Genomic DNA, 16,599 nt, shown 5'->3' with positions numbered 1-16,599 from the left:
TAAACGTTTTGTATCGCAGGGTGGTCTGGACACACTGCGATACATAGCTCAGAGAGGCCGGGTCGCCCGGTATACGAGGCTCGGCGCCTGCCCGGGCACATCGTCCAACTCATCGATGCGTTGCATGCCGATTTTTTCCAGCACGTTGATTGATGCCTGGTGCGCCGGGCGCACCACGCCGTATACCTCTGGCCGATCCAGCTGCACAAAACCAAATTGCAACGCGGCCCTGGCAAGCTCTGTCGCATAACCCAGGCCCCAGGCGCTGACGGCGAAGCGGTAACCCAGGTTGATCCGCTCAACCTCGTTGTAGTGGTACAGCGTGATGCCCCCAAAGCCGATCACGCGTTGCGGCGCCTCTTGGGTCACGATCGCCCATTGGCCAAAGCCATGTTCTGCCCAATGTTCCAGCCAGCGATCCAGCACGGCTTTTGCTTGATCCATGTCGGCTAGGGGGCCTGACGGGTTGTAGCGGTTGGTCTCGGGATCGCCATAGATGGCGAATACACTGGGCGCATCGTCGATCGTTGGGGGCCTGAGGATCAATCGTTGGGTGCTTATTGGGTGGGTATTCATGGATAGGCTCTGATCCCTGGAGCGAAAGAGAAGGTGATCACCTATATTTATCCTGCTTTCGACGCTCTAGCACGCTTGATTCAGTTGTTAGGGGTACTGGCAGGATGCCACAATGGCACTTTGTCGCGGCAGTAAGATCAGGCGGACCCAATGAATGGCCTTGGACGTGGGCAGGACCAGGATTGCTTCATCGAGGAGCAGGTACGAACCGATCGCTTGCATCAGCTGTTTCGCCAATCATTTTCGGCTGTGTTCGGCAGTTATATGGCAGCCGCCATGCTCTGCTGGCTGTGCTGGGAACGTTTTGATCACTCGGTAATGCTGGTCTGGCTGGTGGTGTTGACGGGCACGTCATTGCTGCGAGTCTCGATGTTCATGGCCTGGTTTCGCTGCCCCAACAGTGATCGCACCCCCGCACGCTGGGAACGGCGCTACTGGGTGACGCTGATGTTGTCTGCCGGGGTCTGGGGCGCAGGCGCACTCGCGCTGATGCCCACCGACGACCGGCTGTCCCAGGCCCTGGTGATGTTGTTCACCGTGGGCATGTCGGTCAGCGCAGTCTCGTGTTACTCGGCCTATCGCTACATGACCCTGGTTTCCATGGGACTGGTCTTGCTGCCGTGCACCCTGTGGCTGCTGTTTCAACCGTCCTCGATGCAAGTCGGCATGGCCCTGGCGGTTCTGGTGTTCTCCTCGTTTGTCGGTGGCGCCACGCGCAAGCTGTCCGACGCCCTGGAGAAGGCCTTTCGCCTGACCCGGCAAATGGAACGTGCCCACAACATCTCCACCCGCGCCGCACAAACCGACGAACTCACTGGCCTGATGAACCGCCGGGCGTTCTTCGAGCACGCGCAGTTGCTCTACGAACAGTGTCGGCATAACCAGCAGCCGTTGTGCGCGCTGATGATGGACATGGACCACTTCAAAAACATCAACGACACCTATGGCCACCAAGCTGGGGACGAGGTGCTGCGGCAGATCGGCGGGGTAATCAGCACGTCGTTTCGCCAGGCCGATGTCTACGGGCGGTTGGGTGGCGAGGAGTTTGCGGTGCTGCTGCCGGATACGTCGCTGGAGACCGGGCGGCACATCGCCGAGCAGTTGATCAAGGCCATCGCGGGGCTGGCCAGCGAGCCGGTCCATGGGTTGACCGCGAGCCTCGGCGTGGCCTGGGCCCGGGCGGTGGACCAAGACCTGCACGGCTTGATGAACACCGCAGACAAGGCCCTGTACCGCGCCAAGGCCCTCGGGCGCAACCAGGTGGCCGTGGCGGAGTAGGGCTCAGCCCTTGAACAGCGCCTTGGCCAGCACCTGAGAGATTTGGTCGGCGGAGTAGGGCTTGGGCAGGAACGCCAGGCCTTCATAGCCGCTCTCAGCCAGTTCTTCGCTGTAGCCCGAGGTCAGCACCACCGGCAGGCCCGGCCTGCGCCGGCGCAATTCCCTGGCCAGCGCCACGCCGGTGATGCCGGGCATCATCACATCGGAAAACACCGCGTCGAACCCCATCACGTCTGAGCCGGCCAGCTCCAGCGCCTGCTCAGCATTGGTCGCCCAGGTGGTCTGGTAGCCCAGGTCCTGGAGGATCTGATTGGCAAAACGGCCCACTTCCAGGTTGTCTTCCACCACCAGGATATGGCGCTGGGCGCAGTCCGCGATCAGGCCACAAGTGTCCTGCGGGCAATGCTCGAAGCCTTCTTCAGGCACCACTTGCGGCAGGTACAGGGTAAACACCGTGCCTTGGCCGACCTTGCTCGCCACATCGACGTTGCCGCCCGACTGCTTGGCGAAGCCGAACACTTGGGACAGCCCAAGCCCGGTGCCCTTGCCGACTTCCTTGGTGGTGAAGAAGGGTTCGAAGATGCGCTCGAACGTCTCGCCGGGAATACCGCTACCGGTGTCGGTCAGTGAAATCGCAATAAACGCCTGGCGCGAGCCGGCATCGCCACGGATGCTCGGCAGCGGTTGGTCAGCATCCAGGCGCAGGGTCAGGGTGCCCTGGCCGTTCATGGCGTCCCGGGCGTTGAGGGCGATGTTGATCAAGGCGGTTTCAAACTGGCTGGAGTCGGCGCGGATATAACATGGCTGGCCAGGCAGTTCGATCCGCACCTGAATCCGCGCGCCGGTGACCGTCTCGAGCATCTCGCCGATGTTCTTGACCCGCTGGGCCGCATCAAACACTTCCGGGTTAAGCGGCTGGCGGCGGGCGAACGCGAGCAACTGGCTGGTCAATTTACTCGCCCGCTCCACGGTGTCGGTGACGGCGCTCATGTAGCGCTGGCGACGTTCTTCGGACAGGGTGGGCATGCGCAGGAAGTCGACAGATGAGCGAATGATGGTCAGCAGGTTATTGAAGTCGTGGGCCACGCCGCCGGTCAACTGGCCGATGGCTTCGAGCTTTTGGGATTGACGCAATGCCGCTTCTGTCTCGGTCAACAGGGTGGTTCTTTCGTTGACGCGCTGCTCCAGGCTCGCATTCAACTCGGTCAATCGCCGGGACAAAACGACGGTGGCGGTGGTTTCGGTGACGGTGTCGAGCATGCCGACAACCTTGCCTTGCACGTCGCGAATCGGGCTGTAGCAGAAGGTGAAGTACGCCTGTTCCGGCGCGCCGCCGCGTTCGACGATTAACGGGAAATTTTCGATAAAGGTGGCGTCACCGGCGAAAGCGGCATCGGCGATCGGGCTGATTTCGCTCCAGGCTTCCTGCCAGATCTGGCTGAAGGGCCGCCCGAGTGCATCGGGTTTGTCGCCAAGAATCGGGATAAAACCGTCGTTATAAAGGGTGATCAGCGAAGGTCCCCAGACGATCGCCTGGGGGAAACTGGAGGCAAGGCACAGCGCGACAGTGGTCTTCAACACGTCCGGCCATTGATCCAGCGGCCCCAGCGGCGTACTTGCCCAGTCGTGATGCCGGACTCGCTCGGCCATTTCGCCGCCGCCTTGCAGCCAGTTTGTCATTCGCTGAACGCCTTCTTTGCCACGGTTTGCTGAGTAGGGATGCCAAGCTACAGACACCCCTGGACCCCGCCAGTTCAGCGGGATTATCCGCTAGATGGCAATTTAATACCTCCGCCAAATAATGACCCCGCTAACCGCCTTCAAACCACGGTGATCAGCACATCGATATTGCCACGAGTTGCCTTGGAATACGGGCACGTCTGGTGGGCACGATCCACCAGCGCCTGGGCGGCCGAGTGCTCGATACCCGGCAGGCTGACCCGCAGGCGCGCTTGCAGGTAATAGCCGTTTTCCGGGCTGTTCACCAAGTCCACTTCGGCGCTTATCGCAGTGTCGGCCGGCAGGCGGATTTGCAGGGTTTGAGCGGCCTTGCCCATCGCGCCGATAAAGCACGCGGACCAGCCGGCGCCAAACAGTTGCTCGGGGTTGGTGCCGGCCGCCTTGGAACCGGGTGGCGACAGCTTGATGTCCAGTTGCAGGTCATCGCTGTGGGACGCGCCTTCACGGCCGCCAGTGGTGTGGGTTTTGCCGGTGTAGAGCACGGTGCTGTTCTGGGACATGACGGTTTCCTTGTGAGTGGCCCGGGGTGGGCCGGTGTGCACAGGAAACCGTGCTGGCGTATCCGCAATGTGTCATCGCCAGTGGCTGCGCGCCTCGCAGTGTGTCGCCTTGGCGCGAAGATACGTTGGGATACAAACCGCTACTGCTGCACCCCAAACAGCCCCGTCCAGTAGATGCCGGCATCACTTTTCGGGTCCATGGCATAGGCGGCGCCCATTTCGCGGAACTGCGGGTTCATCAGGTTGGCGCAATGCCCGGGGCTGGCGAGCCAGCCGTCGACCACCTTGCGCGGGGTGTCCATGCCGGCGGCGATGTTTTCGCCGATCTGCTGGCCGATGTAGCCCGCCAGCTCAGCCCGGTCCCCCGGCGTGCGGCCGTCGTGGTCGAGGTGATCGAAGAAGTTGCCGTTGGCCATGTTGCGGGCGTGGCCGGCGGCGGCGTTGGCGAGTGCTTCGTTCCAGCTCAGCGGCGTGGTGGCGGCAAAGGCCTGGCCGCCACATTGGCGTGGTTGCTGGCGGGCGGTGTTGATGAGGTCGAGGACCTTTTTACCTTCGGTCTGGCTCTCGCCCAGGCCGCTGGTCAACAGCGGACGGGCCAGCACAATGCGCCAGTCCTGGCCGCTGTTGCTCACACCGATATCAATGAATTGCGGGTCGAGCACCACCCGGCAAAAACTTTCGCGCACGGCTTTCATCGCGGCTTCAGCGTTCTTGGGCCCGGACAGGCTGATGGCCTGGACGTTGACCATCGGGTAGGCCGCGCGCGCCAGCGCCTGTTGCAGGTCGCCGACGCTGTTGACCGGCAAGACCAGCCGCGTGTCGCTGGCCAGTGGTGGCAATTCCTGGGAACCCTGGTTGCCGCAGCGCTGGACCTGGCTGCGGTATTGATTGATCGAGTCGACCAACAGGCTTTCTTCACCCGCCTGCGCCTGGGCGGTAAACACCAGACTGGCGGCCAGCGTCGTAAGACCCATCATCAATGACAGAACGCGCATGGACGTTTCCCTTGAGCTTGAAAGTGCCCATGATGCGTGATGAAGGGGCATCCATGCACCCGTTGGTCCGAACTTTTTACCTCAGTTCTTGAATGCCGAGTGTTTACGGCCCTGATCGCACAAGGCAAACACCACCACCAGCAGTGACGAGATGGCGAGAATTATCACAACGCCATCAGTGGAGTGGGTGGCCGATGCCGCGACCATCGACAAGGCGCCTAATGGCGCGAGGCCACCCGCGATCGCGGTGCCGATTTCACGCCCGGTGCCAAAGCCTGAAGAGCGGGTCTGAGTCGGGAACTGTCGGCTCAGGAACGAACCCTGCGGCGCGAACATCATCGGTGCGAGGATGCCGGTGCCTACGCCGATTGCAACGTAGATCATCAGGCTTTCACCGGTGTTGAGCAGCGCCAGGAACGGATAGGCAAACAGCAGCGAGAACAGCCCACCGAGCATCAGCACGGTCTTGCTGCTCCACTTGTCGCACAACCAGCCGAAGCACGGCACGGCGACGATGGCGATCAGGCTGGCGATGGTCACCGACAGCGACGTGACGTGCACATCAACGCCCTTGAACTGGGTCAGGTACGCCAGGGAAAAGGTCTTGAAGATGTAGCTCAGGGCGTTGTAGCCAATCGCCACGAAGAACACCACGGCCAAACCCTTGAGGTCGTTCTTGAACAGCGCCTTGAGCGGCGAGGCCTTGGCCTTCGCGGTTTCCTTGCTCAGCTCTTTGAACTCCGGGGTTTCCGGGATGCTGTTGCGCACCCACAGGCCCACACCCACCAGTGCAATGCTGCAAATGAACGGAATCCGCCAGCCGCCGGCCAGCAGGAACTCGTTGCCGTTGATGGTCAGCAGGTACACGGTCAGGGACGACAGCAGCAAGCCCAGGTTCAAGCCCAGCGCCGGCCACGCACCCTGGCTGCCGCGCTTGCCTTCCGAGGCGTGCTCGTAGGAGGTAACCGCCGCGCCGGACAATTCGGCACCGGCGCCCAGGCCCTGGATGATGCGGATAAACACCAGCACGATCGGCGCCCAGATGCCGATGGAGGCGTAGCTGGGGATCAGGCCGATCAGCGTGGTGCACACGCCCATCATGCAGAAGGTCAGCACCAGCACTTGTTTACGTCCGAACTTGTCGCCCAGGTAGCCGAACAGAATGCCGCCGAACGGGCGGGCGATAAAGCCGATGGCAAAGGTGGAAAACGCCATCAGCGTGGCGGCTTTCGGGTCGCTGTTATCGAAGAAGATCTTCGAAAACACAATCGCCGCCATGGTGGCGTACAGGTAAAAGTCATACCACTCCAGCATCGAGCCGAAGATCGTCGCGGCCGCGACTTTGCGCAGGCGTTTCTTGGTTTGCTCGGGCGTTTCAACGTCCGGGGTGTGGGCGGTTGCCGTCATTCTGGAGTTCCTTCCTGGTCATTATATTTATTGTCAAAGTGAGGCGTGTTGCGGGTGTCAGTCGGGCTTGAACATGCGGTCGGCGATCATCGCGCCGATGGGAATTGCGGAGGTGGCAGCGGGTGAGGGCGCATTGCACACGTGGAGCATTCGTGGGGTCTGGGCGAACAGGAAGTCGTGCACCAGGGTGCCGTCGCGCATCACGGCCTGGGCGCGGATGCCGGCTTCGTAAGGCAGCAGGTCTTCAATGTTCAGCGACGGACAGTACTTGCGGCATTGCTCCAGGTAGCCGGATTTGAACAGCGAGTTCTTCATCTCGACGCTGCCGGAACCGAGGTTCTGCCAGAGGGTTTTCCAGAAGCCCGGGAAGCTCGCGTACTGCGCCACATCGCGCCAGTTCACCGAGAACTTGCGGTAGTTTTCACGGCCCAGGCCGAGTACGGCATTCGGGCCGACGGTGACGCTGCCGTCGATCATGCGGGTCAGGTGCACGCCGAGGAACGGCAACTCCGGATCAGGGATCGGGTAGATCAGGTGGTTGACGATGTTGTTTTTCGATTCCGGCAGGCGGAAGTACTCGCCGCGAAACGGGATGATCTGGTGGTCGATCTTGACCCCGGCCATCTTCGCCAAACGGTCCGATTGCAAGCCGGCGCAGACCACCAGGTGCTTGGCCTGCCAGCTTTCGCCACGGGTGTTGACGGTGACTTTGTCGGTGTCTTCAACGATCGAGGTCACCGTGCGTTCCAGGCAGATTTCTCCACCGGCACGGCGGATGACCCGGGCCATGGTTTCGCAGACTTCGCGGTAGTCGACGATGCCGGTGGCGTCGAGAAACAACCCGCCCAGCCCGACGATGTTCGGTTCGCGCTGGCGCAACTGGTCGGCGTCCAGGCGTTCGACTTTCATGCCGTTGAGCTGCGAGCGGGCGTACAGCGCTTCCATCCGCTGCACTTCCAGCGGGGTCGAGGCCACCAGCAACTTGCCGCACACCTCAAACTTGATCCCGTGCTCGGTGCAGAACTGCTTGGTGGCTTCGGCGCCGCGTTTACACAAATCGGCTTTGAGGCTGCCCGGCGCGTAGTAGATGCCGGCATGGATCACGCCGCTGTTATGGCCGGTCTGGTGCTTGGCCAGTAGGCTTTCCTTTTCCAGGATTACCAGGGAAGCGTTCGGCTGGCGCTTGAGCAACTCCATCGCGGTGGCCAAACCGACGATGCCGCCGCCGATGATGCAAAAGTCATAAATCATTGTTTTAGGTACCTACGCATTTCAGTCTGCTTATCAGGTTGTCAGACTAATGATTTTGTTAAAAAACCGGCGCGCCCGAAGGCACGCTTCAAACGGGTCTGGATCGTTTAATTGATGGCGGGCAATTCCAGGTGCAAACGCCGTGCTGCCGCGCGCAAATGGGCTTCGGCACAGGCAGCGGCGCCTTGGGCGTCACCGTCGACGATGGCCTGGTACAGCGCGGTGTGTTCCTGGGTGGCGTCGGCTGAACCACTGACAAAACGGGTGGCAGAGTTTTCCCAGGCGGTCTTGCGCGCACTGGCCAGCTGGCTGCGGAGGAAGTCATGGAAGGCCACGAAATAGTCGTTCTTGCTGGCCTCGGCGATGGCGCGGTGGAATTCCACGTCGGCCAGGGCGGCGGCTTCGAAGTCGGCGCGCTTGTCGTGCATTTCCTGCAGGGCGGTTTTCATGCGGTGCAGGTCAGCGGCATCACGGCGCTGGGCGGCAATCGAGGCGGCCTGGGTTTCGATCCACAGGCGTACTTCGAACATCTGCGCCAGGTCCGGACGGCGGCCGTTTTTTTCCGGGAAACGGAACACGGTGCCGGCCGGGGTCTGGGAAATAAATGAGCCCAGGCCACGCCGCGCAGTCAGTACGCCGTCGGCCTTGAGCTGGGCGATCGCTTCACGCACCACCGAACGGCTGACGTTGAGTTGTTCTGCCAGTTGCTGTTCGGTGGGCAGGCGTGCTTCGGGCGCCAGTTGGCCGGAATCGATTTCTGCACGAATGGCGCTGACAACACGCATAACGAGCGAATCTGGGCGCTGGAGCTCAAGCATGGGAAAACCTTGGTAATCAGGTTGTCAGACAATAGTCGTTATGATTTTACCTTGTCAAGACAGGTGTCAGGCGGAACCGGGCGCGCAGGGCTAGGAAAAGGCCTACACCAATCAGTGCCAACGCCACGCCGAACGTGGCTTGCATCCCACTTCCCACGTCGGCAGGAGTGGCCGTGGCGAGGTCACCTGAAACGTGTGCAAAGACGTGACAGGGCGGCGACCTGGCCCATCGCTTTGGAAAGCACCGACCCCCCTGTGGCGAGGGAGCTTGCTCCCGCTGGGCTGCGAAGCGGCCCCAAAACCTGCATCCTGTTTCCAGCTGAAAGAACGCGGTGCGCTTAATGGGGCTGCTACGCAGCCCAGCGGGAGCAAGCTCCCTCGCCACAATGGGTGTTTCCGGGGCCACGGCGGCCCTTGAGCAGGTACAATCCGCCGGGCCTTAGAATGAAACACCAGGAATTCGAATGTTCAGCCTTACCCATTATGAAACCCCATGCCCCGAGCCGATCAATGCGCAGATCCTGCAAATGGTGGTCGACTACCTGACGGACATCAGCATGGTCGCCATCCCGCCGAGCAACCTGCTGTACAACGTCTACCAGTACGCGATCGGCTACGAAGTGCACCTGTACCTCGAAGCGCTGGGTGGCTCCAAGGGCATTGCGGTTGAATTGATCGTCGCGCTGGACGCGCAGGAGCAGGTGATCGGCTTCCTGCTGTACCTGCCGGTGAAGGATGATCCAGAAGCCTGCGGCGTTGCCTATATGGCGGTGCACGCCAGCCATCGGCGTAAAGGCGTGGCGCGGGCGATGATGCAGGACATGCTCGCTCGCTACCCCCATGCCGAACTGACCTGCGCGGTGGAGAAGGTGCCGGCGTTCGAGTCCATGGGCTTTCAACTGCGCGGCGTGCGCGGTACACAGGTGCTGATGAACACCCGCGACTACAGCACTGACGGTCTGATGGGTTTGCTGGATGTGGCGTCGATCTACAGCTCGCTGGAGGTGCGGCAGATCCACACCTACCTGCTGCAAAAGCACGGCAAGCGGGCGATGGTCGATGCCGAAAAACAGCGTGATCGTCACTTCGACCAGATGACCCACAAGGCCCGGATGTTTGTGCACGCAAGGCTGGGTTAACGTACGCCTCGACTCACCATCGACTTGATGCTCGCAAACAGTTCCTCCTGTGCCTCCAGCGCGCTGATTTCCTCGCTCGCTGCGGCATGGGACAAGGCTTCCGCCGCGCCCAACATTCCCCTCAAACCGGCCTGGGTTATCGCGCCGTCCACGGCAAAGGGGGCGAGGGCATCGCGGCACTTGCCGAGGAAAATCACGTCGTACTCACGCTTGATGCTCTCCAGTTCCGGGCTGCCGGCCAACGCCGCGATCACCCCCGGAATTTCACGTCCCTGCAGCAACACACAGTCGACATAGCACGAGGCGATCACCCAGGCGCGGTCGTCCAGGGTGGGTTCGCTGGCCTCGATCGCGGCGGCAAACACCTGGTTCTGACGGGCGTCGAAATCTTCATACAGCGCGGCCAACAGCCCCGCGCGATCGCCGAAATGGTCATACACCACCGGCTTTGTAACGCCGGCCAACTCAGCCAGATGCCCCAGGGTCAGGGCATCGGTGCCTTCTTCTCGCACCAGTTGCCAGGCCACGTCGAGCAACTGACGCAACCGGTCATCCCGGGACAGTCGACGGCGAGGGGCAGGGGATTGATCGCTTGACATGCTTATATACCAAAAGTAACTTACCAGCGGTAACTTAGCTCAAGCCTACTCAATTTGCCTTCTCATCGCTACCCCGAAGGAGTCACTGCCATGCACGCGCTGATCGTTGTTGCTCATCACGACTCACACTCCCTGACCCACAGCCTTGCCAAACAGGCCGCCGCCGGCATAACCGCAGCCGGCCACACCTTTGAAATTGCCGACCTCGCCGCCGAAGGTTTTGACCCGCGCTACAGCGCCGCCGACCATAAAGTGCACCGCACCCGCGCCACGCCGCCGGCCGACGTACTGGCCGAACAGGCCCGTCTGGACCGCGCCGACGCCTTGGTGCTGGTGTTCCCGATCTTCTGGTGGGCGATGCCGGCCTTGCTCAAGGGCTGGATCGACCGGGTATTTGTCAACGGTTGGGCGATCGACTACAGCCTTGAGACGAAGGTGGTGAAAAAGCTCGGCCATTTGCAGGTTCACTTGCTGGGCGTCGGCGGGGCGGACGAAGGTGTGTTTGAACGCCACGGCTATGCCAACGCCATGCGTACGCAAATCGACCACGGGATCTTTGATTACTGCGGAGCGAAAGTGCTGACATCCGAGCTGCTACTGGACTCGGAAAGCGGCGCTGCCGAACAGCACTTGGAAACGGTGGCGAAGTTGGGGCGACAACTGTTCGTCACCCTGGAACCCTGCGAAACCGCCTAAACCAGGCTGCTCTGTATGAGCGCTGCCAGCTGTGCTACCGCAGGGCCTGGCGCTGGATGGCTGCAATGCAATTCATAGCCAAGGGACGGCACCGGCGGCAGGCCGTCGAGCACCCGCAGGTGCGCGGGCAAACCGATGCGGGTGCGCAAGGTCACGCCCAACCCGGCATCGACCGCCGCCCAGATCCCACCCACGCTGGGGCTGGTCAATGCAATACGCCAGGCAATGCCGGCGCGGTCCAGGGCTTCAGTGGCCGCGCTGCGCAATACGCAGGGCGCCTCGAACATCACCAGGGGCAGCGGCGCATCTTCGGCACGCGGTAGTTGGGGTTTGTCCCGGGGCCCGATCCAATGCATGGGTGTTTGCCCCAGGCGGGTGCGGCAGGACGATGTTTGACCGGTTTCCCAGGTCAGCGCCAGGTCCAGGCTCGCGCTGTTGATCAGGGTCAGCAACTCGGCATTGCGGCCAATCCGCACTTCAAGGCTGATCATCGGATACAGCCTGGCGAAGCGCCGCAAGATGTCACTGAGCAAATGCTCGCCAAAATCCTCCTGCAAGCCGAGGCGCAAGGTGCCGGCGGTTTGGGTTTCGTTAAGGCTGCTGAAGACAGTGTCATTGAGGTCCAGCAACCGCCTGGCGTGGCCGAGCAGCGCTTCACCCACCGGCGTCAACACCAGCCCGCGCCCGGATTTGCTCAGCACCGGCGTGCCGACCTGTTCTTCGAGTTTCTTTAATTGCGCGCTGACGGCTGAGGTCGAACGGCCCAGGCGATCCGCCGCCTTGGCAAAGCTGTTCAGCTCGACGCCGGTGACGAAGGTGCGCAGTACATCAAGGTCGAAGGTGGGGTGGCGCATTGGATGGTCCATTAAAACGGGATGGTGGGTGCCATTAAATCTGATATTCGGAATGATCCTGTCTTGCTAGTTTTTGCCCGTCAACTGAATTGTCGGAGCGAGAGCCCATGAGCAACAAATTCACCGAGCTGACCCGCGACGTGCTGTTCGCCGATATCTGGGAGCGCGAGGGCCTGTCGCCCAGGGAGCGCAGCCTGATCACCGTGGCGGCGCTGGTGGCGATGTACCGTCTGGAGCAACTACCGTTTCACTTGCAGCGGGCGGTTGGCAATGGCTTGAGCGTCGAGGAACTGGGTGAAGTCATCACTCACCTGGCGTTTTACTCCGGCTGGCCGACAGCGGCGTCGGCGCTGAACCTGTTGGCAGCCATCCATCCTGCGGAGTAACCCCATGCCTTACGCTCGAATCTCCCTGCACCGCGGGAAATCCCCTGAGTATCTGCAAGCGCTTTCACAGGGATTGCATGATGCCCTGGTTGAAAGCTTCAAGATTCCTGACGCGGATCGCTTCCACGTGATCCACCAGCACGAAATTGGCGAGATGATCATCGACCCCAACTACCTGGGCGGCCCGCGCGGCCATGACTATGTACTGATCGCGATCACGGGCGGTAAACCTCGTGATACCGAGACCAAACGGCGGTTTTACCAGGTGTTGGTGGAGCGGCTGGAGGTCGCGATTGGGCTGAGCCCTGAGGATGTGATGGTGGTGATTACGACGACGGCGGCGGATGAGTGGTCGTTTGCGGGGGGCAGAGGGAACTGACTCAACCCTCGCGAAACAAGTCATGAGCATCCAGCAACCGATACGCAATCTCCGGCCGTTTCTCCATGCCCTTGCGAATTGCCGCCGGAATCGACTGTCGGGTCTTGCGACACAGCCCCGGCAAGTCATCGATAACGATCTGAATCCCGCGCATCGTCTTCACTTCCGTATGACCCGGCGCGACATGCACGCGAATGCCCAATTGCAGGTACATCAGCTGTTGCATGCGTTCCAGGTCGGGCAGGCTTTGCAGGTTTTCGAGGCGTTCGAGCAGGCGTTTTTCTTCCTGGCGGGTCAGGTGCAGAATGCGCGCATCGGCGCCGGGAAGGTCGAGCAGTTGCTCACGATTGCAGTCGCAGACGCCGGGTGGGCAGGGTTGGCGAATCGTCATGCAGTCTCCCTCCCGTTCCCGGCGCCGGCGGCTTAATAGGTCAGATGAACCCCAAGGCTTTCCAGCTCTTTCCAGTACTCAGGATAGGTCTTGCCGACGCAGTCCGGGTCTTGAATCCTGATGCCTGAAACCTTCAGGCCCGCCAAGGCAAAGCACATCGCGATGCGGTGGTCGGCGTGGGTGTCGATCAGCGCGTTGCACGTAGTGCCCGCCAGGGCCGGATCGCTGGCCACCAGCAAGTCATCACCTTCAATGGTCGCCAGCCCCGGACGGATTTCATTCAGGCCGTCATGCAGTGCCTGCACCCGATCACATTCCTTGACCCGCAGGTTGGCCAGTTCCGTGAAACGTACCGGTGTGTTGTTGAACGCGGCGAGCACGGCGAGGGTGGGGATTGCGTCCTGCATCTGCGAGCCGATGACCACCGGCTGCATCTGCGGGAATTGCGCGATCACTGCCTGGGCCTTGGCATCGGGCTGGGTGAAATCCTGCGGGGCGACACCGAGGTCGATGCGGCCACCGGTCAACACTTCGGCAGCCCACAAGTAGGTGGCGGCGGAAGCGTCAGGCTCGATCAGGTAGTCGTGGGCGGTGTAGCCGGTTGGGGCCACGCGCCAGGTGCTTTCATCAACGATGTCCACCTGAGCACCGAAGGCGCGCATGCAGTCCAGGGTCAGGTCGACGTAGCCACGGGCGCCGATGTCCTTGCCGGTCAACGCCACTTCAATCGGCGCTTCGCCGCACGCCGCCAACATCAACAGCGCCGACACGTACTGGCTCGACAGCCCGCCGTCGATCTCGAAACGCTTGGCTTGCACACGGCCAGTGCCATGGACGGTCACGGGCGGGCAACCAGTTGGGCTGTCGACCTTGATGCCATTCTGGCCGAGGGTCGCCAGCAGCGGGCCGATCGGGCGTTTTTGCATGTAGGCGTCGCCATCCAGCACCACGGTGCCTTGTACGGTGGCCACGGCGGCAGTGAGGAAGCGCATCGCGGTACCGGCGTTGCCAAGGAACAGCGGTTGTGCCGGCAATTGCAGCGTGCCAACGCTGGTGACGACGAACGTGGTGTCATCCGGTTCATCGATCACCACGCCCATCTGCCGCAGGGCCACCGACATGTGGCGGGTGTCATCGCTTTTCAGCGCGCCGCTCAGGCGACTGGTGCCCTTGGCCAGGGCCGCCAGCAGCAAGGCACGGTTGGTAATGGATTTGGAGCCGGGGGGCGCTACCTTGCCGTTCAATGGAAAGTTGGGCGGTGTAACGGTCACGGTTTTCTGCGAACTCAAGGTACAAGGCTCCTGCTTCAAGGCGGGTGGCGTTTGGCGGACACGAATAATCGGCCAAACACGCCACCCTTGTCGAGCGTGGATCTACGCCTCCAGCCCTGCCACCGGCTTCCAGCCGGCCAATGGCGTCAGGAAATGCAGCTCAAAGCGCCGCTCGCTGAACGCCCAGCGCCCTTGCCGGCGTTCGAAACGGTCGTGATAAAGACCGCTGATCTGCACCTGCCCCAGTTCGTTATAGGTGCACAGGCAATCCACCGCAACCCTCGCGCTGGCGGTATCGCCGCTGATGTCGATCAGCGGGTTGGCCATCCAGTGATGCATATGCGGCATGGCTGCCCAGTTAAGGTGGGCTGAAGCAATGATCGCTGCGACGCCGTCATGGCAGCCGAACGCGGCACCGAGGTCCAGCCGTGCGTTGTCGTGCCAGATGCTGCGCAGCAGCGTTTCGTCGCGGGAGTCGAAGGCGTGGGCGTACTCACTGATCAGGCGCTCGGGCGAAGCGGATTTCCAGGTGTTCCACGCGACTAATTAGGTCGGTCATGACAGGAGCCTTTACTGAGGAAAATCGGTGGAGAGGGACAGCGAGCGCCAGTGTTCAAGATCGGCGTGGACCTGGCCCAGTTTTGCCTCGACAACGCTGACTGCATCGCTGCCAGCGACGAAGCGCAAGGGCGGCGCTGCCAGGGCCGCCAATTGCACAACCGCCAGGCCTAGCCGGTCCGGGTCACCGATTTGCCGATGATTACGAGCCTCGAAGACCGCCAGCGTGCGCGCACGAAATTCGGCGTAATCCTCAAGTGCCCGGGTGCCGAGCTTGAGCATTCGGCTGTCGAGAAAGTCAGTACGAAACGCCCCGGGCTCCAACAGCGTCAGGCGGATGCCGAACTCGGCGACTTCCTCGGCCAGGGCTTCGGAAAACCCTTCAATCGCAAACTTCGACGCCGAATACATCGAGGCCCCTCGCACGCCCTTGAAGCCGCCATTGGACGACATCATCACCAGGTGGCCGCTGCGCTGGCGGCGCATCACCGGCAGCACCGCGCGGGTGACGTTGAAGGTGCCGAACACGTTGGTGGCGAACTGGCGCTCGATGGCCTCGGGTTCGACTTCCTCGAAAGGCCCGAACTGTCCGTAGCCGGCGTTATTGACCAGCACATCGATGCGTCCGAATCGTGCGATGGCTGCGGCCACCACCGTTTGGGCCTGTTGCTCATCGCGGATGTCCAGGGCGGCGGTCATCACTTGGTCGCCGCTGTAGGTTTGATCCAGGCGGGCCAGGTCCAGGTCGGTGACCACCACCTGGTCGCCGTGGTCCAGCGCCGCGCGGGCGATGCCGGCACCCAGGCCGCCAGCGCTGCCGGTAATCATCCAGACCCGGCTCATAGCGGCATCTCGCTGCTGATCCAGTCGAGGATCGAGCTATGACGCGGCGCCCAACCCAGCTCGGCACGCGCACGCTTGGCCTTGACCCGGCTATTGGTGCCGAAGGTGTAATGCACGTGCATCGGGTCCCAATGTCGCTCGGCTTCTTCGGCCGGCCATGACTGCACCGCGCCGAGGTTCATGCGCTCGGCCAGTGCGGCGGCCATATCGATAAACGACGCTTCACCGTTCTCCAGAAAATAAAACGCGCCGGCCGGGGCTTTTTCCATGGCCAACAGGAACAGTTGCGCAACGTCATCAATGTGCACGTTTGACCAGCGATTGACCCCGCGCCCAACGATACGCATCACCCCGGTTTCCCGAGCGCGGGCCATCAGGAATGGCAGTTGGAAGCTGTGATCGGACAGGCCATGGCCCACGCCATAGATATTGCTCGGGCAGATCACAACGCTGCGAATGCCCAGGTTGGCGGCGGCCATCATGCGCAGGTCGATGTCGTAGCGGGCTTGCTTGGGGGCCTCGATGATGAACGGCGTGTCTTCGTCGAAAATGTGTTCGGACAGCGTATTACCCAACGCATCATCGCCGATGATGCTGGAGCCGCTGGTGTGGATCAGCAGTTTGCCTGAGCCACGCAGCGCCTCGATAAACGCGTCGACGGCGCCGGCGTGGTCGCTGTTGGCGGCATCGATCACGGCATCGGCCTGGCGAGCTTCGTCGATCAGTAATTGGCGGTCATCCAGGCTGCCGATCACTGGAGTGATGCCCTGGGCATGCAGGCGCCCGGCTTTCTGCGAGTCCCGCAGCAGGCCGCGCACGCTGTGCCCTTGGGCAATCAAGTGATGGGCGACGCTGCCGCCGACGAAACCATTGGCACCGGTAAGGAAAATCTTCATGGGTAAAAGCCTGTGGCTGGGG

At 61.8% G+C, this 16,599-nt stretch carries 19 protein-coding genes; 5 read left to right on the top strand and 14 right to left on the bottom strand.

The window, feature by feature from the left end:
• Positions 1-48: 48 nt before the first annotated feature.
• The gene (locus SNL23_RS15120) at positions 49-576 is read right to left on the bottom strand and encodes a GNAT family N-acetyltransferase (RefSeq protein ID WP_318302611.1); all 528 of its coding nucleotides are present in this window, start codon (positions 574-576) and stop codon (positions 49-51) included.
• A gap of 150 nt (positions 577-726) precedes the next feature.
• Here SNL23_RS15120 and SNL23_RS15115 point away from each other — a divergent pair, with 150 nt between their 5' ends.
• Positions 727-1,854 carry a GGDEF domain-containing protein gene (locus SNL23_RS15115; RefSeq protein ID WP_076013650.1) on the top strand — a complete coding sequence of 376 codons (1,128 nt, stop codon included), beginning with the start codon at positions 727-729 and terminating at the stop codon, positions 1,852-1,854.
• Between the two features lie 3 nt (positions 1,855-1,857).
• Here the strand turns inward: SNL23_RS15115 and SNL23_RS15110 are convergent, their stop codons facing one another.
• From SNL23_RS15110 to SNL23_RS15085, 6 genes are all read right to left on the bottom strand, one after another.
• Positions 1,858-3,534, bottom strand: a complete 1,677-nt coding sequence (locus SNL23_RS15110; RefSeq protein WP_318302610.1) for an ATP-binding protein — start codon at positions 3,532-3,534, stop codon at positions 1,858-1,860.
• 140 nt (positions 3,535-3,674) lie between these two features.
• Positions 3,675-4,094: an organic hydroperoxide resistance protein gene (locus tag SNL23_RS15105; RefSeq protein ID WP_076013648.1), complete on the bottom strand. Its 420-nt coding sequence runs from the start codon at positions 4,092-4,094 to the stop codon at positions 3,675-3,677.
• A 140-nt stretch (positions 4,095-4,234) separates the two neighbouring features.
• Positions 4,235-5,089, bottom strand: coding sequence for a CAP domain-containing protein (locus SNL23_RS15100; protein WP_076013647.1), 855 nt, complete (start codon positions 5,087-5,089; stop codon positions 4,235-4,237).
• Between the two features lie 81 nt (positions 5,090-5,170).
• A complete protein-coding gene (locus SNL23_RS15095; RefSeq protein ID WP_318302609.1) occupies positions 5,171-6,496 on the bottom strand; it encodes an MFS transporter in 1,326 nt (441 codons plus the stop codon).
• Positions 6,497-6,553: 57 nt separating this feature from the next.
• The gene (gene lhgO, locus SNL23_RS15090) at positions 6,554-7,747 is read right to left on the bottom strand and encodes an L-2-hydroxyglutarate oxidase (RefSeq protein WP_167664692.1); all 1,194 of its coding nucleotides are present in this window, start codon (positions 7,745-7,747) and stop codon (positions 6,554-6,556) included.
• A gap of 107 nt (positions 7,748-7,854) precedes the next feature.
• Positions 7,855-8,565, bottom strand: a complete 711-nt coding sequence (locus tag SNL23_RS15085; RefSeq protein ID WP_063029761.1) for a FadR/GntR family transcriptional regulator — start codon at positions 8,563-8,565, stop codon at positions 7,855-7,857.
• Positions 8,566-9,029: 464 nt separating this feature from the next.
• Here SNL23_RS15085 and SNL23_RS15080 point away from each other — a divergent pair, with 464 nt between their 5' ends.
• Positions 9,030-9,704, top strand: a complete 675-nt coding sequence (locus tag SNL23_RS15080) for a GNAT family N-acetyltransferase (RefSeq protein ID WP_003215223.1) — start codon at positions 9,030-9,032, stop codon at positions 9,702-9,704.
• Here SNL23_RS15080 and SNL23_RS15075 read toward each other — a convergent pair.
• A complete protein-coding gene (locus SNL23_RS15075) occupies positions 9,701-10,303 on the bottom strand; it encodes a TetR/AcrR family transcriptional regulator (RefSeq protein WP_167664691.1) in 603 nt (200 codons plus the stop codon). The genes SNL23_RS15080 and SNL23_RS15075 overlap by 4 nt on opposite strands.
• 90 nt (positions 10,304-10,393) lie before the next feature.
• On the opposite strand from SNL23_RS15075, the gene SNL23_RS15070 reads away from it, so the two are divergent.
• On the top strand, positions 10,394-10,999 hold the full coding sequence (locus tag SNL23_RS15070; RefSeq protein WP_318302608.1) for an NAD(P)H-dependent oxidoreductase: 606 nt from the start codon (positions 10,394-10,396) through the stop codon (positions 10,997-10,999).
• Here the strand turns inward: SNL23_RS15070 and SNL23_RS15065 are convergent.
• Positions 10,996-11,853 (bottom strand): LysR substrate-binding domain-containing protein, encoded by an 858-nt coding sequence (locus SNL23_RS15065; RefSeq protein ID WP_318302607.1) that lies wholly within the window; start codon positions 11,851-11,853, stop codon positions 10,996-10,998. The two genes, SNL23_RS15070 and SNL23_RS15065, sit on opposite strands and share 4 nt — an antisense overlap.
• A 107-nt stretch (positions 11,854-11,960) precedes the next feature.
• Here SNL23_RS15065 and SNL23_RS15060 point away from each other — a divergent pair, with 107 nt between their 5' ends.
• Positions 11,961-12,239, top strand: a complete 279-nt coding sequence (locus SNL23_RS15060; protein WP_008436391.1) for a carboxymuconolactone decarboxylase family protein — start codon at positions 11,961-11,963, stop codon at positions 12,237-12,239.
• Between the two features lie 4 nt (positions 12,240-12,243).
• Positions 12,244-12,618 (top strand): tautomerase family protein, encoded by a 375-nt coding sequence (locus tag SNL23_RS15055; protein WP_318302606.1) that lies wholly within the window; start codon positions 12,244-12,246, stop codon positions 12,616-12,618.
• Between the two features lies 1 nt (position 12,619).
• On the opposite strand, the gene SNL23_RS15050 is transcribed toward SNL23_RS15055, so the two are convergent.
• The 5 genes from SNL23_RS15050 to SNL23_RS15030 all read right to left on the bottom strand — a co-directional run bounded on the left by SNL23_RS15050 (position 12,620) and on the right by SNL23_RS15030 (position 16,577).
• The gene (locus tag SNL23_RS15050; RefSeq protein WP_318302605.1) at positions 12,620-13,009 is read right to left on the bottom strand and encodes a hypothetical protein; all 390 of its coding nucleotides are present in this window, start codon (positions 13,007-13,009) and stop codon (positions 12,620-12,622) included.
• Between the two features lie 32 nt (positions 13,010-13,041).
• Positions 13,042-14,298 carry a 3-phosphoshikimate 1-carboxyvinyltransferase gene (gene aroA / locus SNL23_RS15045; RefSeq protein ID WP_318302604.1) on the bottom strand — a complete coding sequence of 419 codons (1,257 nt, stop codon included), beginning with the start codon at positions 14,296-14,298 and terminating at the stop codon, positions 13,042-13,044.
• A gap of 84 nt (positions 14,299-14,382) precedes the next feature.
• On the bottom strand, positions 14,383-14,727 hold the full coding sequence (locus SNL23_RS15040; RefSeq protein WP_318302638.1) for a nuclear transport factor 2 family protein: 345 nt from the start codon (positions 14,725-14,727) through the stop codon (positions 14,383-14,385).
• Between the two features lie 123 nt (positions 14,728-14,850).
• Positions 14,851-15,681: an SDR family NAD(P)-dependent oxidoreductase gene (locus SNL23_RS15035; RefSeq protein WP_318302603.1), complete on the bottom strand. Its 831-nt coding sequence runs from the start codon at positions 15,679-15,681 to the stop codon at positions 14,851-14,853.
• Entirely contained in the window at positions 15,678-16,577 is a 900-nt protein-coding gene (locus tag SNL23_RS15030; protein ID WP_318302602.1) for an NAD-dependent epimerase/dehydratase family protein, read from the bottom strand. The genes SNL23_RS15035 and SNL23_RS15030 overlap by 4 nt, the downstream gene beginning before the upstream one ends.
• Positions 16,578-16,599 lie beyond the last annotated feature (22 nt).

The organism is Pseudomonas sp. SED1 (genome assembly GCF_034044025.1).
In the GTDB taxonomy this organism is placed as follows: Bacteria; Pseudomonadota; Gammaproteobacteria; order Pseudomonadales; family Pseudomonadaceae; genus Aquipseudomonas.
This window is presented reverse-complemented; position numbering and strand designations above follow the sequence as displayed.